General features: G+C 63.1%; 14 protein-coding genes. 11 read left to right on the forward strand and 3 right to left on the reverse strand.

Translation table 11 applies throughout. From position 1 onward, the window contains the following. Positions 1-7 precede the first annotated feature (7 nt). From NKI88_RS23990 to NKI88_RS24010, 5 genes are read left to right on the forward strand one after another with little or no spacing between them, the layout of a single operon-like run. Positions 8-1282, forward strand: a complete 1275-nt coding sequence (locus NKI88_RS23990) for a glycosyltransferase (protein WP_023712265.1) — start codon at positions 8-10, stop codon at positions 1280-1282. Further along, positions 1279-1629, forward strand: coding sequence for a cupin domain-containing protein (locus tag NKI88_RS23995; protein ID WP_023672949.1), 351 nt, complete (start codon positions 1279-1281; stop codon positions 1627-1629). The genes NKI88_RS23990 and NKI88_RS23995 overlap by 4 nt, the downstream gene beginning before the upstream one ends. A 21-nt stretch (positions 1630-1650) precedes the next feature. Beyond that, positions 1651-1992, forward strand: a complete 342-nt coding sequence (locus NKI88_RS24000; RefSeq protein ID WP_023672950.1) for a cupin domain-containing protein — start codon at positions 1651-1653, stop codon at positions 1990-1992. Between the two features lie 23 nt (positions 1993-2015). After that, positions 2016-2360, forward strand: coding sequence for a cupin domain-containing protein (locus tag NKI88_RS24005; protein ID WP_023672951.1), 345 nt, complete (start codon positions 2016-2018; stop codon positions 2358-2360). Positions 2361-2380: 20 nt separating this feature from the next. Beyond that, a complete protein-coding gene (locus NKI88_RS24010) occupies positions 2381-3889 on the forward strand; it encodes an aldehyde dehydrogenase family protein (RefSeq protein ID WP_352657693.1) in 1509 nt (502 codons plus the stop codon). A gap of 55 nt (positions 3890-3944) precedes the next feature. On the opposite strand, the gene NKI88_RS24015 is transcribed toward NKI88_RS24010, so the two are convergent. Continuing rightward, entirely contained in the window at positions 3945-4307 is a 363-nt protein-coding gene (locus NKI88_RS24015) for an invasion associated locus B family protein (RefSeq protein WP_352657696.1), read from the reverse strand. A 530-nt stretch (positions 4308-4837) separates the two neighbouring features. On the opposite strand from NKI88_RS24015, the gene NKI88_RS24020 reads away from it, so the two are divergent. The 5 genes from NKI88_RS24020 to NKI88_RS24040 all read left to right on the forward strand — a co-directional run bounded on the left by NKI88_RS24020 (position 4838) and on the right by NKI88_RS24040 (position 19919). Beyond that, positions 4838-17686: an inverse autotransporter beta domain-containing protein gene (locus NKI88_RS24020; protein ID WP_352657699.1), complete on the forward strand. Its 12849-nt coding sequence runs from the start codon at positions 4838-4840 to the stop codon at positions 17684-17686. A 117-nt stretch (positions 17687-17803) separates the two neighbouring features. After that, positions 17804-18310, forward strand: a complete 507-nt coding sequence (locus NKI88_RS24025; protein WP_023672955.1) for a phage tail protein — start codon at positions 17804-17806, stop codon at positions 18308-18310. Positions 18311-18322: 12 nt separating this feature from the next. Beyond that, on the forward strand, positions 18323-18844 hold the full coding sequence (locus NKI88_RS24030) for a phage tail protein (protein WP_023672956.1): 522 nt from the start codon (positions 18323-18325) through the stop codon (positions 18842-18844). A 9-nt stretch (positions 18845-18853) separates the two neighbouring features. Further along, positions 18854-19381 carry a phage tail protein gene (locus NKI88_RS24035; RefSeq protein ID WP_023754201.1) on the forward strand — a complete coding sequence of 176 codons (528 nt, stop codon included), beginning with the start codon at positions 18854-18856 and terminating at the stop codon, positions 19379-19381. 10 nt (positions 19382-19391) lie between these two features. Beyond that, positions 19392-19919 carry a GNAT family N-acetyltransferase gene (locus NKI88_RS24040; RefSeq protein WP_031203583.1) on the forward strand — a complete coding sequence of 176 codons (528 nt, stop codon included), beginning with the start codon at positions 19392-19394 and terminating at the stop codon, positions 19917-19919. Between the two features lie 15 nt (positions 19920-19934). Here NKI88_RS24040 and NKI88_RS24045 read toward each other — a convergent pair whose 3' ends face one another. Continuing rightward, complete coding sequence (locus NKI88_RS24045; protein ID WP_023672959.1) at positions 19935-20513, reverse strand: 2OG-Fe(II) oxygenase; 579 nt, start codon at positions 20511-20513, stop codon at positions 19935-19937. A gap of 72 nt (positions 20514-20585) precedes the next feature. After that, positions 20586-20855, reverse strand: coding sequence for a DUF6916 family protein (locus NKI88_RS24050; RefSeq protein ID WP_352657703.1), 270 nt, complete (start codon positions 20853-20855; stop codon positions 20586-20588). A 237-nt stretch (positions 20856-21092) separates the two neighbouring features. Here NKI88_RS24050 and NKI88_RS24055 point away from each other — a divergent pair, with 237 nt between their 5' ends. Further along, entirely contained in the window at positions 21093-21881 is a 789-nt protein-coding gene (locus NKI88_RS24055) for a SapC family protein (RefSeq protein WP_352657706.1), read from the forward strand. Positions 21882-22219 lie beyond the last annotated feature (338 nt).

Genomic DNA, 22219 nt, shown 5'->3' on the forward strand with positions numbered 1-22219 from the left:
GAGCTTGATGGCGCAGAAGACGATCGCGTTTTTTCCCGAAGCGGCCTACGGCCCGGCGCTCAATTCGGTCGGCATCGCGCAAGCGGTCGAGGCGCGCGGCCATAAGGCAGTGTTCCTGTCCGACCCCGGCTTTGTCGATGTCTACAAGGGTTACGGCTTCGAAGCGCATCCGGTGAACCTGTCGGAGCCGATGCCGCCCGAGCAGATGGCGAAATTCTGGGAAGACTTCATCAACGGCCACATCCCGAACTTCCGCAAATCGCCCTACGATCAGGTCGACAATTACGTGAAGGATTGCTGGACCGCGATCGTCGACAGCGCCAAATGGGCGCAGAAGGATTTGCCGCGAGTCCTGGCCGCCATCAAGCCTGATGTCATTTGCGTCGACAATGTCATCCTGTTTCCGGCCATCAAACAGTTCGGCAAGCCTTGGGTGCGCGTCATCTCCTGCTCGGAAAACGAGATCGAGGATGAGGACATCCCGCCGCATCTCTCCGGTTGCGGCGAGAACGACCATGTGGGCCACCAGCGCTATCGCGATCATTTCAATGCGGTGATCAAGCCCATCCACGACGACTTCAACGCCTTCCTCACCGCAAACAATGAAGCGCCATACCCGGTCGGTCAGTTCTTCGAGACCTCGCCCTATCTCAATCTGCTGCTCTATCCCGAAGCGGCAAAGTTCAAACGCCGCCATCCGCTTGATACGACGAAATTCCAGTATCTCGAAGGCTGCGTGCGGCAGGAAAAGCCATACGCCGTGCCGACCTTCGCCGAGAACAATGACGGGCCGCTGCTCTATGTCTCCTTCGGCAGCCTCGGCGCCGGCGATGTCGATTTGTTGAAGCGCATAATCGCAACACTGGGCAAGACCTGTTACCGCGCGCTGGTCAATGTCGGCGGCTACAAGGACCTGTACACGGATGTGCCGGACAACGTCGTCGTCGAGAGCTGGTTTCCGCAGCCTTCAGTCATCCCGCAGGTCGATGCCGTAATCCACCATGGCGGCAACAACTCGTTCACAGAGTGCCTCTATTTCGGCAAGCCGGCCATCATCATGCCCTATGTCTGGGACGGCCACGACAACGCCACCCGCGTCCAGGAAACCGGCCACGGCTTCGGCATGCCGCGCTATGACTGGAGCGACGCCCAGCTGATCAGCAGGATCGAAGCCTGCCTGACTGACCCCAAGATGAAGATCAGGCTGGCGAAGACCTCGGCGCAGATGCAGGCCCAGAACGGGCCTGAGAAGGCAGCCGGGCTGCTGGAGGCGCTGCTGTGACCTCCTCCGCCCCGCATCTCTACCAAGCCTCCACCCGCACCGACCTCGTCGACTGGGGCGCCCAGTCCGACGCGCTGGACGGCGCGTCGCACTCGACCGGCAGGCTTGTCCACAAAGGACCCAACAACCAGCCGGAATCCGGCATCTGGGTCTGCACGCCCGGCCGCTGGCGGCTCTCGATTCCGCGCGACGAATTGTGCCATTTCGTCGCCGGCCGCGCGACGTACCGGTCGGATGCCGGGGAGGTGGTAGAAGTCGCAGCCGGGACCGTGGTCATGTTCCCTGCCGGCTGGACAGGCGAATGCACCGTGCATGAGACCATGCGCAACGTCTACATGCTGGCTTGAACAGCAACGGAGCTTCCCAATATGCCGACACCGCACTGGCCAAAGGCCTCGACCGTGAAACTGGAGGACTGGGGCGGGGGCAGCAACACGCTTGCCGGCTCGCCGCGCGCCTCGGGCAGGATCCTCTCGCAGAACCCGGACGGCTCAAGCGAATGCGGCCTGTGGTCGTGCACGCCAGGCAGCCGCAAGGTTACCTTTGCCGCCGACGAGTTCTGCCATTTCCTGTCGGGCCGCGGGACCTATGTCCGCGAGAATGGCGAAGAGATCCCGGTCGAGGCCGGCATGCTGGTGTTCTTCCCCGCCGGCTGGGCCGGCACCTCCACCATCACGCAAACACTGACCAAGGCCTTCATGTGCCGCTGAGCACTTTTTTAAAGGAAATCGCCATGACCACGCCCATCATGCAATCCCCGCTTGCCATCACCGACCTCGTCGACTGGGGCGTCATCCCGACCATGATCGAGGGCGTGTCCCACACCTCGGGCAAGCTGCTCTACAAGGGGCCGGAGGGCCGTTCGGAATGCGGCCTGTGGGTCTGCACCCCCGGCAAATGGCACTGCCATGTCACCCGCGACGAGTTCTGCCACTTCCTCGAGGGCCGCTGCACCTATGTGCACGAATCGGGCGAGGTCATCCAGATCGAGCCGGACACGGCGGCGTTCTTTCCTCAGAATTGGAAAGGCGTCTGCACCGTCCATGAGACCATCAAGAAGGTCTACATGATCCGCTGAGCGGACCTGAAAGGACGACCATGCAATTCTCCGCTGAACGGCCGGCTTTCTTCGTCAATCCGGACTACCGGCCGATGACCGGCACGGCAAAACCGGTGATCGATCCGGCGACGCTGGAGACCGTCGGCTCGATCTCCGCCGCAACGGACGGTGAGGTCGATGCGGTGCTGTGTGCCGCAACCACGGCACAAGCCGCCTGGAAGCAGCTCGATGCCAAGAGCCGGGCAAAGCATCTGCATGCGGTCGCCAACGCCATCGAGGCGGCGGACTTCACGCGCTGCGCCGAGCTGATGGTGCGCGAGATGGGCAAGCCCTATCCCGAAGCGATCGGCGAGATCGCCAATTGCGCGCCGATCTTCCGCTACTATGCCGAGATGGCGCGCGACGACGCCGGCAAGATCGCCGGTACGACGCAGGCCGGGTCGTTCCAGTATGCGCGGTACGAGCCGTATGGCGTCTCCGTGCACATCATGCCTTACAACTTCCCGATCCTGCTGATGTGCTGGACCGTCGCGGCCTCGCTTGCCGCCGGCAACGGCTGCGTCATCAAGCCGGCCGAAGCGACGACGCTGTCGACGCTGGACTACATGACGATGTTCCGTTCACTGCCGGAAGGGCTGGTCGCCTGCCTGCCTGGCACGGCCGCCACCGCGCAGGCGCTGATCGCCTCCGAACGCAGCCACGCTGTCGCCTTCACCGGCTCGGTCGCCGCCGGCAAAGCCGTGGCAGTCGCCTGCGCCGAGCGCATGAAGCCTTGCGTCATCGAAGCCGGCGGCAGCGATCCGCTGATCATCAGCGAGCACGCGCCGCTCGACGTGGCGGCTGCCGGCAGCGTCACCGCCGCCTTCCACCTGACCGGCCAGGTCTGCACCTCGGCCGAACGCTTCTTTGTCGTCGACTCGGTTCACGATCGCTTCGTCGAGCTGTTCGCCGAGAAGACGCGGGCGCTGCGCATCGGCAATGGCATGGACAAGACCGAGATCGGCCCGCTGGTCAGCGAAGCCGCCCGGGCGAAAGTGATGCGGCTGGTCGATGATGCTATCAGCAACGGCGCTATAGCCGTTGCCGGCGGGCGCATTCCGCCGGCGCACAACACTGGCTGGTTCTACGAGCCAACGATCCTGACCGGCGTCACCCCCGATATGGCGATCGTGCGCGAAGAGTGTTTCGGACCGGTCGCCGCGATCTGCCGCGTCAAGGATTTCGACGAGGCGATCCGGCTTGCCAATGACAGCCCGTTCGGCCTCGGCGCCTCGGTGTTCACCACCGACCTCGCCGAGGCGCATGAGGCGGCCGAGCGGCTCGAGGCCGGCATGGTCTGGGTCAACAACCCGCTGATCGACAATGACGCCTTGCCCTTCGGCGGCTGGAAGGCATCAGGCCTTGGCCGCGAGCTGGGACGCCAGGGACTCGACGCCTTCCGACGCTCCAAGATGGTCATCATCGACCACAGACCGGCGATCCAGGACTGGTGGTATCCTTACCCCGACAGCTGGTTCCGCGAGACAGGCGGCCGCAAGCACGTGTGAGTCCGGCCAGTCCAAAACGTAAGCTGATGCTTACGCATCTGCCGAGATAGGCCGGCTATTTCAACGCTTGAAGCTTGTCGATCGCGGCAGTGAATCCGGCAAGCGAGACCGGAATGGTCACCGGCTTGCGCGTCACCGACTCCATGCCGATGTTCAGGTTGGTTCCCGATTTCATCGCCTTGACGAGGTCCGCCGACAAAGGGGTCGCGGCATAGGCGCCGTTCTGGTCGCTGGTCTGGATGGCAATGGTCGTCTTCTGCCCCTGGTCGATCTGGTACGAGGCGCCGGAAGGCAGGAACAGCCCGTGCGGCAAGGCCAGCAGCATGGCGAGGTTGCCATTGCCGTTGTCGCGGCGAACCGTAACGGTAAGAACGCGCTGCCCGTCTTGGCCTCGGTAAGGTTTTGGGAGACCTGGCATTGAAGCTCGATGCCGGCCGATCCGCTGGCGCAGTTTAGCGCCCACGGATTGCCTTCTGCAGGCTTGGTCTCGGCAGATGTGGTTGACTTCGGCTCTTCGGCAAGCGCCGACCCTGCCGTCACGACCAGCCATAGCGCGCCGACCCAGGCGGCCCGGCCACAAACGGTTCTCAGCAATGAAGCCACCCGATCCTCGTCGTGTCAGGGTTTCGCCGAGCGCGTTGATACAACAGCCGAGCCTGGCGGGGAAGCCAATACGGTACATGAGCTCGGGCTAAATTACTGTTGCTGAATTGTCACAATAAACAACTTTGAAATCTTGTACGTGTAAAGCAAACAATCATGCTCGCTATACACTGGGATTCGGATAGTATTAGCGACGGAGCGTGTACTCGTCGGGGTTCGCAAGGGATGGAGACGACCGAGAAAACTCGGCAGATCAATGACATGGCGACGCACGGAAGAAGCTTCCGGGCGAATAGCAAGTATCGCCGGTCAGGTTTCTCCAGGCATCTCTGGAAGACGACTGCGTTGTCCACTCTGGCACTTGCCCTTTCCGGCATAGCCGCCCATGCCGGCGACACCGGACTGTGGCAGCCGCAGGTCCGCGCCATCATCGGCGCCAACAACAATGGCGGCAACACGGCGATCGAGGGTTTCCTGCCGCTGAAGCAGAACCTCGAATCCGTTCTCTTTCTCGATGTGCGCTCGAAATACGATTTCGACGACGGCTTCGGCCAGGACGTCGGCCTCGGCGTTCGCCGCATCGTCAATCCGGATCTGATGATCGGCGGCTACGCCTATCTCAACATCCAGCACCACGACAGTCACCAGTTCGTCGCCTCGACGCTCGGCCTCGAGGCCATCACCTCAAAATACGATGCGCACGTAAACGTCTATCTGCCGATCAGCGGCGACCGCAGCACGGCCGGGCAAGAGTCGAGCCTGTCGCTGGTCGGTCATCAGCTGATCGAGCAGATATCGGCCATCGCCCACCGCGATTACGCGGCCTGGGGCATCGAGGGCGAGGTCGGCGTTCAGGTGCCGCTCAACCTGCCCGAGAACCATTCACTGCGTTTCGATGTCGGCGCCTACCATTTCGGCGATCCCGACGGCGACGACGGCAGCATCACCGGCGCCAAGGCCGGCCTGGAATATTCCATCGGCGACGTCATCGGCAAAGGCACGTCGCTGACCTTCACCGGCGAGGTGCGCAACGACAACCGCGATGACACCCAGTTCGCCGGCAGCATCCGGCTGACGGTGCCGCTCAACGCTTTCGACAAGGGCTCGTCTTGGGCCGATGACGGCGCCGAGCCGGTCTATCCGGTCAGCCCCGGCCTGCGCAAACGCGTCAACGAGCGCGTGCGTGGCGACATCGGCGTTCGCATCGAGAGCCAGGACAAAGTTACCGGCACGTCGACGCGGGTGGCGATCAATGCCGCCACCAACACGGCATTCGGCCAGTTCTTCTTCGCCGATGGTGACAACAACGCGCTGGGCCTCGGCACGAGCGGCGACCCGACCACGCTCGACAATGCGGTCGCGGGCGCCGGCGCGAACGGCGTCGTCGTCGCGCTCGGCGGCAAGGGCAACATTACGACAGCCGGTGTGACGCTCGCCAACGGCCAGACCGTCATCGGCGGTGGCGGGGGCGTCCAGGCGCGGCTCGTCGACGGCAGCATCGGCACCTACAATTTCGGCGGCTCCAACGGCACCCTCCAGGGCACCAACCCCGCCAACAACGTCCTGACGCTCGCCAATGGCAACACGCTGAGCGGCATCATCATCACAGGCGGCAAGGACGGCATCTTCGGCAACAACATCACCGGCGCCACGTTGACCAACGTCACGGTCACCGGCACCGGCGGCCACGGCGCCGACTTCACCGGTACGTCGACCGGCGTCAATGGCTCGAACTTCACCGCGACCGGCAACAGCCTCGACGGACTGCACATCGAAGGCGACGGCACCTATAACTTCACCGGCACGACGCTGCTGCAGGGCAATGGCGACGACGGCCTGGATATAACCGGCCACGGCACCTACACTTTCGCCACCCTCAACGCGCTCGACAACAACGATGCCGGCATTACCGTGAAGGGCACCGGGGTCGCCGGCTCGATCACCATCACCGGCGGCCAGGTGTCGGGCAACAAGGCGCTCGGCGACGACGGCGTCGGTGTCTTCATCGATCCGATCACCGCCCATATCGTGCTGGATTCGATCACCCAGACCGGCGGCACATCGGGCGTCGTGCTCGAGAATCTTTCGGGCAGCTTCACCGTCAACGGCGCGACGACGATCTCGAACACGACCGGACCGGCCATCGCGATCACGGATTCGCCGGCCGCGATCCGCTTCGGCGACATCGACATCACCGATCCCGGCACCGACGGCATGGTGTTTACCGGCGTCAATGCGTCCGTCATCGCCGGCAACATCATCATCTCGGGGCTCGGCTCCGGCATCGGCCTCGACTTCTCCGGCAGCCAGACCAATTTCACGGCGCAGTCGCTGAACATAAACGGCACCGGCGGCACGACGTCCATCGGCATCGACCTTGTCCAGACCAACGGCGGCACGATCATCATCACCAATGGCGGCACCATCGCCAATGTCGGCACCGGCGTGCGGCTCGGCATTGCCGGCTCGCCGGCCGACACCGCCAACGCCCAATTCACCTTCGGTGGCGGCTCGATCGGCGGCAACCTCGCCTCGCTCGACGCACGCGGCCTCAATTCCGGTTCGGGCCAATACGCATTCGGCACGACGACGTTCAACGGGCCGCAACTGTTCGACCAGACGCAGCTGATCTTTGTCGCCGCAGGCGGCACAGGCGACGGTACCTCGCTTTCGGACCTGGCTTCGATCACCGACGCCGACAACAATACCGACGGCACCGCGATTTTCGTGCTGGTCAATCGCGGTGTCATCGACGACACCGACGGCTTTACGCTCGAAGCGGGGCAGACCCTGGCCTCTTTCGGCAACGGCCGCACCTTCTCGCTCGGCGGCCTGCCGATCAATGTGACCGGCGACAACGTCGATCACGGCAGCACCATCTCGGATGCGGCCGGTGCCGCAACGCTGACCGCTTCGGGCAGCGGCGACGTCGTCACGCTGGCCAACAATACCTCGCTCCAGGACTTCAACATCTCCGGCGGTACTGCCAACGGCATCCATGGCAGCGGCGTTACCGGCGTCGTGCTGACCGGCATGACCGTGTCGGGGGCCGCCCTCAATGGCGTGCTGTTCGATGGCGCCAATGACGTTTCCGGCAGCAATCTGAGCTCGACCGGTAATGGCGGCGCTGGGCTGTCGATCCAGGGCGACGGCACCTACAATTTCACCGGCACGACGACGGTGTCGGATAATGCCGGCGACGGCTTGCTGATCAACAGCAATGCCATCACCAGCTTCCAGACGCTCAACGCGACCAGCAATGGCGGCAGCGGCGTCCAGGCCACGTCAACTGGCACCGGCTCGCTTTCGATCGACGGCGGTACCGTCAACAACAACACCACATCCGCCTTTACGGCGTCGAATATCGGGCTCGGTGTCACGCTCTCCAACATCGGCCACGTCGGCGGCACAATCGGCGTCAGCCTTTCGGGCGTCAGCGGCAGCGTCAGCGTTACCGGCCCGACGACGATCGGCAGCACCACCGGCGACGGCATCTCGATCAGCGGCAGCACGGCAACGGTTGGCTTCAGCGGCGACGTTTTCATCGGCCAGGTGCTCGGCAATGGCATTGCGCTAAGCGGCAATACCGGGGCAGTCAGCTTCGGCTATGCGGAAATCAGCCAGGCCGGCCTCAACGGCATCGATATTGGGGGCAATACCGGGTCAGTCACATTCTCTGGCCCCACCATCGTTGTCATCGGTTCTGCCGATGGCAGCGCGGGCATCAACTTCAGCGGCACAAACAACGACGTCAGTTTCGGTACGACGACGGTGTTGCTCGGCGAAGGGCTGAACCAGACGGGCATTGACTTCAGCGGCTCGTCAACGACAGCCGATTTCGGGCTGACCAGCATTACCGGCACCGGCGACCTGACCTCGCGCGGCATCGACCTGTCGTCGACGACCGGCAACAAGACGATCACCTTCCTGCAGGGCTCCAAGATCGACAATGTCGGCGTCGGTGTCGAATTGTCGTCAGGCGGCACCACGGCCACGTCGGCCAACGCCAACTTCACCTTCGGCGACGGCAATTCCGCCGATGGGCTGGAATCCTTCATCACCGCCGCAACCGGCGGCTACACTGTCAATACGATCGGGCTGGATCCGGCGCTCGGCAACTACGACTTCGACGATGTCGTCTTCACCGGCGATGCCCAACTGGCGGTAACTGTCGGCGGGGTCGTCATGATCTCGCAGACAGGCGGCACTATTCACGCGGGCACGAACGGGCTGAGCGCCGATGTCACCACCGTGACGGCCGCCCAGGCCGATGCCATGGTTGGCACGCAGACCTTCGCCTTTGTCGGCATCGTCGACCTCAGCGCGACGCCGTTCACGCTCGATTCGGGACAGTCGATCACCGGTTTCGGCAACGGCAATTCCATCCTCACCTCCGGTACGTTCCAGCCGGTCAATGTGCAGGGCAATCTCGGCGCCACCGGCGGCAATGTCACCGGCGATGAGGGCGTGGTCAAGAGCACGGGCGACACCCTTCATCTGCTCGGCAGCAATCAGGTGCGCAACACCGCCTTCGACTACAGCGGCGGCAGCGGCTCGGTGTTCGTCATCGACCAGAGCGTGGGTGGCTTCAACAATTCCGGCGGCACCGTTGTCGAAGGCGTCACCGTCAGCAATGTCGCTGCCGGCCAGACGGCGTTCAACGTCGACGGCCTCACCGGCAACCTGTCGATTATCAACAACAATATCAACGTTGCCGGCACGCTGCTCGATGTCGACGGCGGCAACGGCAATATTACGGTCACCCGCGGCAACTTGCCCAACAGCGCGACGCCCGGCACGCTGACCGGTGGCGGCATCGCAATCGCCAACCGCACCGGCGGCTTGGTCAACTTCACGGACAAGGCGACGATCGGCGGCAGCGGCGTATCGCTGACCAACAACACCGGCGCCACAATCACCTTCGCCGATGTCGACATCACCACGGACGCCGCAACGGCGTTCACTGCAACCGGAGGCGGCTCGGTCAACGTCACGACCGGAACGATCAATGCCACCAATGCGGGAGCGGTGGCGCTCGACGGCATTGCGGCCAACATCAATTTCGCCTCGACAAGCGCCAGCTTCAATTCCGGCAGCGGTGTCGACCTGCAGCATCTGACCGGTACGGTCGCGCTCGGCACCGGCACGCTGACCAACACCGGTTCGGGTACAGCCTTCAATGTCGGCTCGGCGGCCGATCAGAGCGGCGGCAATGCAATCATCTCCTATGCCGGCACCATCGCCAGCAACGGCACCGGTGCCGCCGTCTCGATCCAGGAACTGACCGGCGGCTCGGTGACGGTGTCGGGCAATCTGACCGACGGCAACGCAGCCGATGGCGGCCAGATCTTCATCGGTGGCATCGCCAACGGCACGGCGGCGACCGTCACCTTCTCGGGAAGCAGCAAGAAGATAAGCTCTGGCGCGACGACAGCTGTACAGATCGGCTACACAGGCCCCCTCTCCGCCATCGTCCCGTATGACAATACGGACGGCACGATCAACTTCACCAATGGCGGCCTGGATATAACGACAACGACCAGAGAAGGCTTCGGCGCCGCCTTCGGCGGCACCGTCAGCGTGTCCGGCACCGGCAACAAGATCGCCTCCGGCGGCAATGGTCTGTTCATTGTCTTCGCCGACGTCGGCGTCGCCGGCGTCACCTTCGACAGCGTCTCGGCCGTATCGACATCGGACGCTGCCGGCGTCTTGCTGACAGGGTCCAATCTGGCGGGCGACGTCAACATTGGCGGCCTGAAAGATACCGGCTACATGGGCGCCTCGCTGAACGCCCTGCTCGGCACCGGTGCGGTGAATTTCACCGGCACGACCGATCTCGACGTCAGCTACCGAGGGTTTGATATCGGCGGCCCGCAAGTGGGCACCATAAACATCGCCAACGTCGCCGGCTCCACCCTGACCATCGACGGTGGGGAAGCCGGCATTGTCACGAACGGCCTGCAGGCAGGAATCATCAACGTTGGCGGCAATGGCGGCGTCGCCAGCATCGGCGCGACGACAAGCACCACCGGTGCGGCTATCGCCGTCAGCGGCGGTAACGACCTCATTCACGCCACGCTGAACTACAACGGCTCGATCAAGGTCGACACCGGCATGGTCGTGCAGGCCGTGGCCGACTGGAGCGAGCTCAACATGAGCGGTTCGGTCGTTTCGACTACGGCAGCAACTGGCATTGGTACGGCGGCCTTCGTCTTCACCGGCAACGCCAACGGCGTCTACAATATTTCAACCACGATCGATCATACCGGCACGGGCATCGGCGTGCGGTTTGACGGATCGTCTAACGGGACGGCCACCTTCTCCGGTGCGTCGAAGATCTTCAACACCAGCAGCGGCACCAACGACGCGATCGTCAAGTTGCCCAGCATCAGCCCGACCCAGGGCATGGGCACGCTCAACTTCACCAATGGCGGCCTGGTCATCACCACCTCGAGCGGCGCCGGCTTCACCGCCAGCACTTTCGGCGCCGGCACGGTCAGCGTCAGCGGCACGGGCAACTCGATAACCACGACGACAGGCACCGCGCTCAACCTCGACAACGCGACGGTCGGCGCCGGCGGCATAAATTTCAGCTCCATCTCGGTCAATGGAGCGGCGACCGGCGTTTCGCTCAACAATGTCAGCGGCGGCACGCTCAATCTCGGCACGGTGAACCTGCAAGGCATCACCTCGACCGGCGTCGACATTTCCGGCACGCTCGGCTCGACGGTAAACTTCGCCAGCCTGACCATCGCCATGCCCGGCGACAATTCGACCGGCATCACCTTCGCCGATGCAGTCGTCAACAGCATCTTCACGACTGGCGGTTTCACGCTCACCAGTGCTTCCTCGACCGGCACCACCGCCGTCAACCTGTCCAACACCACCGGCACCGGCACCATCCAGCTCGGCGATCCGAACACGGCCGGCGCATCCTCCACCATCGGCGGCGCCGGCGCCGGACCCGGCATCGGCTTCCAGTTCACCCCGACGACGGCGATCAACTTGATCTATGGCGACGGCGAAAGCGCGGTCGACAAGCTGTCGACGGTCAAGGCAATCGACATCCTCAATTCCACCGGCGTTTTCCCGGTCGGCGGCACCTATAATTTCCAGGATGTCGACGGCGCCAATGGCGGTTTCATCGGCGACCTCTCCGAGGCCCAGGGACCGACCACCTATTATGTCGACCAGGACGGCGACGGCGACGGCACCGCCGCCAATCCGGGCTCGATTGCCGGCGCGGAAGCGTCGGGCGCCTCGGTTGTCATCCTTGTCGACACGTCGCAGAACGGCACCAGCAACCTCATCGACATGATGCAGGCTCAGCAGAATGGCGGCGGCAACAACACGCTCAACCTTGCCGACGGCCAGATCCTGATCGGCCTCAAGGCCGGCGATTCCATCGATACCGCGCCGCTGGGCGCCGTCGGCGGCGGCCTCGGCGGCAATTTCAGCTTCAGCGGCATCAATGCCTCGACCGTCATCACGGCAGGGTCCAATGTCGACAGCGTGCTGGCGACGCTGACGACCGCGAGCGGCAACACTATCGATTTCTCCGGCAAGGCCGGCATCGAAAACGTCATCGTGCAGAACACCGGTGCGGGCCTTGGCATCTCCGGCACCAACATCACCGATCTTATCCTGCGCCGCGCCACGATCGCCGGCGGCACCGGTGGCGCCCTGTCGCTTACCGACGGCGCCGCTGCCAGCCAGATCGCACTGTCGAACCTGATCCTGTCGGCAACCGGCGGCGACATTGCCAAGGTTGACGGCACGGTCGGCGCCGGGCTGATGAAGGTCAGCGCCTTCTCCGACATCACGCTTCTGGGCAACAATGGCGAAACCGGCGGCTTTGAGGTGAGCGGTGTCACCTTCGATGCCGTTCCAGCGACCGTCGGCATCGACCAGGTCGACGGCGGCGCCTTCGTCGCCGGCACAAGCAGCAATGGCGTCGGCGGTTATGGCCTGACGCTGTCCGGTGTATCCGGCGATATCCAGTTCGACAGCATCACCGCCTACGGTGGCGTCAACGGCATCGCCCTCAATGGCGTTGACGCCACCGTCACGGTCAGCGGCGCCACCACCATCACCGGCACCACAGGCTTCGGTATCAGTGCGATCAACACCAATCCCGGCACTTTCAACTTCAACACGGTGACGGTGAACAACGTCGCGACGACCGGCGGCGGCATCAACTGGGTCAGCGGCAACCTCAACATCGCCGGCCTCGCCAACATCGACACGAGCAGCGGCGTCGGCTTCTCGCAAAGCGCCGGCACGGTGAACTTCCTCAACGGCCTGACCATCGATACCACCAGCGGCACCGGCATTGTCGGGACCGGTGGCGTTATGGGCATCACCGCTTCCGCTGCAGCCCAGACGGTAAATTCGACCAGCGGTCAGTCGATCAGCCTCACCAACGTCGCCGCCACCATTGCGCTTGACTCGACCTCGTCGGGCGGCGGCACCAACAATGTTGGCCTGGCCAATGTCACCGGAACAGTCAGCCTCGGATCCGGCGCATTGAGCGGCGCTTCGGGCGTCGCATTCCTGGTCAATGGCGGCGCTGCGACCGTCAGCTATGGCGGCTCCGTCACCAAGACCACCGCCGGCAAGATCGTCGACATCTCCGGCGTCACCGGCGGTTCGGTCACACTGTCCGGCGCGCTCAGCGCCACCGGCGGTTTCGACAATGGTATCTATGTCCACGGCAACTCCGGCGGGACCATCACTCTCAGCGGTGGCACGAAGACGCTGACCACTGGCGCCAATACGGCGGTCGACTTGACGACCAACACCGGCGCGACGATCAACTTCGATACGGGTGGCCTGGTGATTACCACCACCTCCGGCACGGGCTTCAACGCCAGCGGCGGTGGCACGGTCAGCGTCGGCGCGCTCCTCAGCGACAACAGCGTCACCACGACGGCCGGCGGCACCGCGTTGAACCTCAATGGCGTTACGATTGGCGCTGCGGGCATGAATTTCGACAGTGTTTCGGCCACTGCCGCCGCAACCGGCATCTCGCTGACCAATATCGCCTCGTCGGGCGGCGGGGCCATCATTCTCGGCACGGTCAACCTGCAAGGCATGACCACGCGTGGTGTCGATGTTTCCGGCACGCTTGGCGCGGCGCTGTCCTTCAACGATCTCGACATCGGCCTGAACAGCACGACAGGCATCGCCTTCGACCTCAATGGTGCGGCGATCAACGCGGCGATCACCGCCAATAATTTCGACGTGACCAACGCGGCCGCCGCCGGCAGCACCATCGCCGTCGACCTGCGTGGCGCCACTGGCGGCCAGACGGTACGCCTCGGCGATGCCGTTGTCGGCGGCGCCAGTTCCAGCATTGCCGGCGTCAACACCGGCGTGTTCCTCAACAGCGCCACCAACCTCGCTTTCACCTATGGCGACGGCGAATCGGCGACCGACCAGCTCTCGACCATCGGCGCCAATGTAGGCATCGATGCCTCCAGTGCGCCGGTTGCTGGCACCTACAATTTCCAGGATGTGAACTTCCAGTCGGCTCCCGGCCTGGGCTTCGGAGTCGGCAAGGTCTATTTCGTCGGCGCGTCCGCGACCGGTGACGGCAGCGGTCGCGACCAGAACAATCTCGCGACGCTGGCCACCGCCGAAGCAGCAGCCGTGGCGACGGACATCCTGGTTCTCGTCAACGATGGCGGCACCATCACCGCGGCAGGTAGCAATGGCAACGACACGCTGGCGCTCGCCACCGGCGAGCAGGTGCGCGGCTTCGGCAACGGCAACATCAACCTGGCGCTGACGGTGCCCTCCACCATCCAGCTCGCCAGCAACAACATCTCGATCATCGACCAGACGCCCAACGGCGCCGCGACGCTGACGACGAGCGCCGGCAACAATGTCATCACGCTCGGCGCCAGCGGCAACATCATCGACGGCTTCATCCTGAATGGCAGCCCGGCGGGTGCCGCGCGTGGCGTCAAGGACAATGGCGCGGGTGCTGCGAATACCGTCATCAGCAACGTGACCATCAGCAATTTCGCCACGCAGGGTATCGAGATTACCCCGTCGAACAGCACGACGATCAACAACGTTACTTTCTCCGGCAACGCCAGCGATGTGTGGCTGAACGCGTCCAACACCACCATCACCAACGTCACCAGCACCGGCGCCACCGGCATTGCTTTCAAACTCGACAACACCGCCGGCACGACGACGCTGACCAACGTCAACATCACCACCGCAGCGACCGGCACCGGCATCGCCTTCGGCGGCGCGTCGGGCGCTGGCGGCACGATTGCCGGTACCAATGTCGATATATCGGGCGGCAGCGGCCTTTCGGTGACCGGCGGCAACGCGGTGATCAGCTTCGACGGCGCCAGCTCCATCATCAGCACGTCGGGCGCGGCGGCCACGATCTCGACCCGCGCTGGCGGCAGCTTCACCTTCGCCGGCTCGGTGATCGCCAACGGCGCAGCGAGCGGCATCAGCATTTCCGGCGCGACGGCGGCCAATACGGTGAGCTTCACCGGTACGGTCGATCTCGGCACCACGACGCCGATGACCGGCACCGCAGTCGCAATCAACAACGGCGCCACGGCCTCGACCGTCAGCTTCGCAAACCTCGACATCGTCACAAACGGCACCACCGGATTCAGCGCCATCAATGGCGGCACGGTCAATGTGACGACCGGCACGGTGAGCTCCACTTCCGCGCAGGCGGTCAACCTCAACGGCATCGCCACCACCGGCATCAATTTCACCTCGACCAATTCGACCGGCGGCACCAACAACGTGTCGCTGACCAATGTCACCGGCGCCGGCACTGTCAGCCTCGGCTCCGGTGCGCTCGGCGGCGCGACCGGCGCGGCCTTCCTGGTCACCGGCGGCTCGGCCAATGTCAGCTATGCCGGCTCGGTCACCAAGACCACGGCCGGAAACGTCGTCAGCATCTCCACCCGCACCGCCGGCACCACGACATTGTCGGGCACTCTCAGCGCCACCGGCGGCGTGGCCAACGGGATCCTCGTCAACGCCAACACCGGCGGCACGATCAACTTCTCCGGCGCCAGCAAGATACTGACCACCGGAGCCAACAATGCCGTCGACCTGACGGCGAACACCAACACCGCGGTCAACTTCACCGGCGGCGGCCTGGCCATCACCACCACCTCCGGCACCGGCTTCAACGCCACGAGCAACGGTACTGGCACCGTGACCGTTATCGGCTCGGGCAACACGATTTCGACCGGCAGCGGCGTCGCGGTCAACCTTGACAGCGTTGCCATCGCGGCGGGCGGCGTGACCTTCGCTTCCACGAACAAAGGCGCCGGCGGCACCAGCGCCGTCATCCTCGATACCGTCACCGGTTCGGGAGCGATCGACCTCGGCACCGGCGCGCTGGTGGGCGGAACAAGCGCCGTGATCCGTATCGGCGATGGCCTAGGCACCGCCAACAGCGGCGGCACGGCGGCCTTCACCTATGCCGGCGCGATCACCAGCGGCAGCACCGGCCAGGCGGTCAACATCCAGGATCGCGCCCTGACCGCCGGCAACATCACCCTGTCGGGCAACATCACGCATAATGCGGCGGGCCAGATCGGCCTCCTGCTGGACGACAATGTCGCCGGCATCATCACCTTCTCCGGCGCGTCGAAGTCGATCACCTCGACCACGGCGGCTGGCGTCAGCCTGAGCGACAATACCGGTGCGACGATCAACTTCACCAATGGCGGGCTGGTCATCGCCACCACCAGCGGCGCCGGTTTCAATGCCACCGGCGGCGGCACGGTGACGGTGCAGGGCACCGGCAACACCATCGCGTCCGGCACGGGCACGGCGCTTAATGTCGCCAACACGACGATCGGCGCCGGCGACGTGACGTTCAGGAGCATTGCGTCCAATGGTGCAGCCAACGGCATCGTGCTCAACAACACCGGCACCAGCGGCAATCTGGTGGTGACCGGCACCGGCGCGACGGGGGGCAGCGGCGGCACGATCCAGAACTCGGCCGGCGATGGCGTCAGCCTGACCGACACTCAGGATGTCAGCCTGAGCAACATGATCATCAGCGACAATGCGGGCAACGGCATAAAGGGGCTGCGGGTCAACGGCGTGGTGCTCAACGGTCTGACCCTGAACAGCAATGCCGATGCCAACACCGAGTCCGGAATCCTGTTCAACGAACTTACCGGCAACGCCTCGCACGTCACCACGTTCACAAACCTTACTGTCTCGAACTCTTTCACCCACAATGTGCAAGTCATCAATTCCGGCGGCACGTTGACGAACCTTGTGGTGAGCGGCGGTACGTTCTCGAACAACGGCGCCTCAAACAATGCCGGCAGCGACTTCATCTTCGAGGCGGACGGCGCCGGTGTCGCCGGCGCGCCGACGATGACGCTGACAGTCGACGGCGCAACCTTCACCGGCAACAACGCCTATCCTGGACCGGGAGTCATCCCTGGAACCGGTCTGTTCGTCATTGCCAATGACGGTACCGTCAACGCTCACATCGGCGAGACCACGGGAAATCTATTCAACAATCTGAACAACGGCATCAACCTCACCCAGAGCAGCAATTCCGGCGCCGGCACGGGCGGCAATCTGAATTTCACCGTCCGGAACAACACCGTCACCAACAGCGACTCGACGGCCATTAACGTGTTCAGCAGCGGCGACCTCGCACGGACGCTTGACGGCACAATCGCCAACAACGTCATCGGTACGCAAGGCGTAGCAACCTCGGGATCGCGAACCGGCAACGGCATCAGGGTTGGGCATGAAAGCCTCGGCGTCGCCAAGGTGCTGATCGACAACAACATTATTCAGAGCATCGGCGTCAACGGCATAAGCGGTGGCGACAGCGTCTCGATCACGCAGCTCGTGCAGCCGGGCACCGTGCACGCGACGGTCACCAACAACACCATTCGCGACAATGCCGACAGCCGCGGCATCACTGTCACCGCCACATTTGCCGGCGCTATCATCAATGCCGACGTTCATGCCAACACCATCACCAACGTCAACAACGCCAATGCCATCCGCTTCCTCGCGGACGGCCTCGGCGGCGCCGACGGCACGATCAACGTACCGCAGGCGAGCGAGGCCGGTATCGAAACCGTCAATGGCGGGGCAACGGCGCTGACGGACACCCGGACGTTCTTCAACCAGCCGCTGCCACTGCTGCCTGGCGCGACACCGTAGTCAGCAACCTTGGATTCGTCCTAGGAAATATATTTTATGAATCTGATATCGACTTGTTGTCTTACTTAGGCATAATACAAGAATTCAGACAGTAAGCGGCCAACGGAGGGGACGGGGATGAGTGAGCCTTATTTAGGTGAAGTCAAGATCATTTCCTGGAACTATGCACCGCGCGGCTGGGCATTTTGTAACGGCCAGTTGTTGCCGCTTAACCAGAACCAGCCATTGTTCTCACTTCTTGGCACCAGGTACGGCGGCAACGGCCAGACAAATTTTGCCCTTCCGGATATGAGGGGACGTGCGCCGGTTCATACGGGCGGCCCTATCGGTGCAATTGTCGGCGGCCAGGGCGGCGAAGAGTTTCACACGCTCACGCTCGGCGAAATGCCGACACACAACCATTTCGTCAACGCATCGAACACTGCCGGCAACGTCAACAATCCATCCGGCGCGCTGTTGGGGGCGAACGCCAGCCCGATCTATCAGCCGCCTGGCAGCGCGGTGGCTATGGCGAAGGAAAACATCACTTTCGTCGGTGGCGGCCAGCCGCATGAGAACAGATCGCCCTATCTCGTCTTGAATTTCATCATTGCCCTGCAAGGCATATTCCCGTCGCGAAATTAAGAGGACGCTTCGATGAGCCAACCTTTTGTCGGCGAGATCAGGATGTTCGGTGGCAATTTCCCTCCGAATGGCTGGGCGTTCTGCCAAGGCCAGTTGATGCCGATCTCCGAGAACGAAACCTTGTTCAATCTGATCGGTACGACCTATGGCGGCGACGGGGAGGAAACATTCGCCCTGCCCAACCTCGCATCCCGCATCCCCGTCCATGCTGGCAAGGGCCCGCTGGTCAGCCAGACCTATATCATCGGAGAACTGGGCGGGGTCGAATCCGTCACTGTTTCAACCCAACAAATGCCGAACCATTCCCATACCTGGACCGGTTCGTCGAATATCGCCAAGAATCCGGGTCCGTCCGGCGGTGTCCTGGCGACATCGAGCCTGCTGACGCCCTATGTGGGTATCGCACCTGATGGCAACATGGCCGCCGGAGCCATTTCGCCGGCCGGCGGCAGCCAGCCTCACGACAATATGGTGCCGTTCCTCGCCGTCAGTTTCATCATCTCGCTATTTGGCATCTTCCCCCAGCAAAGCTAGAGACTTGCCATGACCAATCCGTTCGTCGCCGAAATTCGAATTTTTGCCGGAGATTTCGCCCCGACGGGGTGGGCGACCTGCGATGGCCAGCTCCTGCCAATCTCGCAGAATACGGCGCTGTTTTCACTGCTGGGCACAGTTTACGGCGGCGACGGCAAGTCGACCTTCGCGTTGCCGAATTTGGCCGGCTCCGCGCCCATGGGGCAAGGACAGGGCAATGGCTTGTCGGAGCGGTTTCTCGGCGAGACGGGTGGGGAAACGTCCGTCACCCTTCTGCAAACGGAAATGCCGCAACATAATCATTTTGTCGCGATATCCACCGAGAGTGGCGCCCAGGGAACTCTTACCGATGCGGTTATTCTGGGGAAGTCCGGGGGCGGAACGCTGTATCAGAACAACACTTCGCAAAATCTGGTCCAGATGGACCCCCAGGCACTGAGCATAACGGGCAGTACGTTGCCTCACAACAACCTGCCTCCCTATCTGGCGATGACGTTCATCATTGCCATGCAAGGCGTTTATCCGGCGCGTCCGTAAGCGCCACTCCATGATCCAGCTTCCGATTGTGGACAACGGGCCTGTTATATTTTGCTGGGTGCGCGCGGCGCGGATTGATCTGACGTTCCGCCCGATGGCGGACACCGATCTGCCGTTCCTGTCGGCGCTCTACGCCTCGACCCGCGCCGAAGAACTTGCCGTCACGCCGTGGAGCGACGCGCAGAAAACGGCGTTCCTCGACATGCAGTTTCAAGCGCAGCACGCGCATTACCAGAAATACTATCCCAACGCCGACTGGCTGGTGATCGAGCAGGCAAGGCAAGATATCGGTCGCCTGTATATCGAGCGCTCGGCGAGCGAGCATTGCATCATAGATATCGCCTTCCTGCCGGCGCATCGCGGCAAGGGGTCTGGCGGTGCGTTGCTCGCCGATCTCATCGATGAGGCCGCCGCCGTCGGCAAGTCGGTCTCGATCCATGTCGAGAAGAACAATCCAGCGCGGCGGCTCTACAAGCGCCTCGGCTTCACCGTTGCCGAGGACAAGGGCGTCTACGACCTGATGATCCGTTCGCCGTAAGGGCCGTGCCGGTCGTCACGTGCCGCGATACCAGGAGACGATGGTGAAACGTTCGTTGCACGTGACCGGGGTGACTTCATGCGTCGTTTCCGAGCGAAAGGCGACGAGAGAGCCCGGCAATGCCGGCATGGCAATGCGCAGGTCCGGGCCGCTGTAAGGCCCATGCAGGACCAGCGAGCCGCCTGCATAGCTTTCTGGCGAAGGGTTGTCCGATTGACGGTTGAGAAAGATCACCACCGAGATCTTTCGGAACCGCGACTCGTCGTGAATGAGCGGCGTGTTGCCATCCTGGTGCGGCACAAAGAAATCGCCTTGCCGATAGTGAAGGAACTGAGGTTTCTCGACCTGGCCGAGCAGCAGCCCGAAATGCCGCTCCAGAGCCGCCTTCTGCTGCGCCAACAGGGCACTCACTCGCTCTTCAGTGGCCTGCGAAACATCGGCGCGCACGGTCTTTCGGATCTCCGGCCATGCCATCTTCTGGTCGGCACGCCCCAGCAGGCCGGCCGGACGGCCCAAGGCCGCCCGAATTTCCGCGCACAGTGCGCTACACGCCGCTCCGTCAAATACGTCCGCAATCTCGATATAGTCGATCATATGTCGAGCCGCCGCGCTGCCAAATCGCCCTGATGGCCGGAGCGTCCCCGTGGCCGATCCGGTCGAAAAAAATCAGTTGAATACCGCCTCGTAAAGCCGCCCTGCCTCATCGGCAGCGATCGGCACGATGAAGATCTCATGGGCGCCGCTTTTGCCGTTGAACCGATAGATAGCCTGCGGCAGCGCCGCGTCGCGCGGCCCCCTGAACAGCAGCGTGAAGCCACCGCCGTCGCGCGGGCTGTTGGCAATGGGCTGCACCGCGCTCAGTTCCAGCGTGAGCGTCTGACCGCCGGCTTCGACGGAAAAGCTCTGCCCCTGCTCGAAATCCGAAATCGATGCCATGCGCCTGCCTGGTTCGTCTGTCTTTCAGACGGCTGTCTTGAGAGTCTGTCCCGTCAGCCAATGTCGCTGCTTGATGGCATGCTGTCTATAGAGCTTGATCTCCAGAAGTAGAAAAGAGCACGATCGAACAACGATGTAGATTTATCCCGCTAATGTCGGGGTAGATCAGTCGTCAGCGCGTTGCGCCCTCGCCGCCGCTGGCCTAAACCGGGAGCGCATAAGAGGAGAATGCCAGGGATGATTGATGCGAAAACGGACGGGGCGGAAAGCACGGCGGCCAATGCGCTGCCGCTGTTCTACAAAAAGCCCGAGGCGCTCAATCCGCTACGGCACGGCTCACTCGGCCTGGCGGCGCGGACCGATTTCTCCTTTGCCCGCACCGCGCACGCAATCCCCGTCGTCGCCTCGGAAATGCCGGCGGCAATGCGCTCCTACCCGATCGTTTTCATCGGCGACGCCAAGGCGCCTGTCATCATCACCGGCCTGCGCCAGGACCAGAACCTGTACGTCGGTGCCGACGGCAAATGGGCGGAGCCGCATTACATTCCCGCCTATGTCCGCCGGTACCCCTTCATCCTGGCCGATGAATCGAAAACGACCGGCCGCCTGACGTTGTGCATCGACCGCGCCAGCGAACGCGTCGTCGAGCAGACGCCTTCGTCCAAGGGCGGCGACGAGACCGCGCCCTTCTTCGACGGCAACGAGCCGGCTGAGGCCTCGAGGCAGGCGCTCGCCTTCTGCAGCCAGTTCCAGACCGACTTCAATGCGACTCGCGCCATGATCGACAAGATCGACGCGCACGGCCTGTTCGCGCCGCGGCAGAGCAAGGTGACGCTGGAGGGCGGCGAGACCCTCAACCTCACCGACTTTCAGGTGATCGACGAGCCGGCCTTCAACAAATTGAGCGACGAGGCGTTTCTTGATCTCAGGAAATCCGGCGCGCTTGCGCTGCTCTATTGCCATCTCGCCTCGAGCAACAGCTGGACCTCGGTGGTCTTCCAGGCGTCATTGCGGCGAGCTGGCTGACGCGGCCCGCGACGAAAAGGTCGGCAAGGCGCGGGTTGTTTAAATCAACGGTTCGCGCCTTCGCACGACGATCTCTCCGCGGCTCGAATCATGCTGTTGTCGTGCAGATCGATTGCCATGACGGGTTGGCGAACTTCCTAATGCTCGACGTATAGCTCTCGCGAAATGCGCCGAGGCGGCATCAATCCCCCGGTTCGCGGACCTCTCAGCACGCCAACCTTGCTGCCCTCCTCAATCGTTGAATAGCCGGTCGTCGCCATCGAGCACGGTCCGAACGCAAAAAGCCCGCGTGAAGCGGGCTTTTTTTGTTGGTTGCGGGGACAGGATTTGAACCTGTG

Source organism: Mesorhizobium sp. M0317 (genome assembly GCF_040321555.1).
In the GTDB taxonomy this organism is placed as follows: Bacteria; Pseudomonadota; Alphaproteobacteria; order Rhizobiales; family Rhizobiaceae; genus Mesorhizobium.

Bases quoted from the DNA above. Each gene is read 5' to 3' on its own strand.
- NKI88_RS23990 (WP_023712265.1), top strand. From the start codon at position 8: ATGGCGCAGAAGACGATCGCGTTTTTTCCCGAAGCGGCCTACGGCCCG.
- NKI88_RS24000 (WP_023672950.1), top strand. From the start codon at position 1,651: ATGCCGACACCGCACTGGCCAAAGGCCTCGACCGTGAAACTGGAGGAC.
- NKI88_RS24005 (WP_023672951.1), top strand. From the start codon at position 2,016: ATGACCACGCCCATCATGCAATCCCCGCTTGCCATCACCGACCTCGTC.
- NKI88_RS24010 (WP_352657693.1), top strand. From the start codon at position 2,381: ATGCAATTCTCCGCTGAACGGCCGGCTTTCTTCGTCAATCCGGACTAC.
- NKI88_RS24015 (WP_352657696.1), bottom strand. From the start codon at position 4,307: ATGCCAGGTCTCCCAAAACCTTACCGAGGCCAAGACGGGCAGCGCGTT.
- NKI88_RS24025 (WP_023672955.1), top strand. From the start codon at position 17,804: ATGAGTGAGCCTTATTTAGGTGAAGTCAAGATCATTTCCTGGAACTAT.
- NKI88_RS24030 (WP_023672956.1), top strand. From the start codon at position 18,323: ATGAGCCAACCTTTTGTCGGCGAGATCAGGATGTTCGGTGGCAATTTC.
- NKI88_RS24035 (WP_023754201.1), top strand. From the start codon at position 18,854: ATGACCAATCCGTTCGTCGCCGAAATTCGAATTTTTGCCGGAGATTTC.
- NKI88_RS24040 (WP_031203583.1), top strand. From the start codon at position 19,392: ATGATCCAGCTTCCGATTGTGGACAACGGGCCTGTTATATTTTGCTGG.
- NKI88_RS24045 (WP_023672959.1), bottom strand. From the start codon at position 20,513: ATGATCGACTATATCGAGATTGCGGACGTATTTGACGGAGCGGCGTGT.
- NKI88_RS24050 (WP_352657703.1), bottom strand. From the start codon at position 20,855: ATGGCATCGATTTCGGATTTCGAGCAGGGGCAGAGCTTTTCCGTCGAA.
- NKI88_RS24055 (WP_352657706.1), top strand. From the start codon at position 21,093: ATGATTGATGCGAAAACGGACGGGGCGGAAAGCACGGCGGCCAATGCG.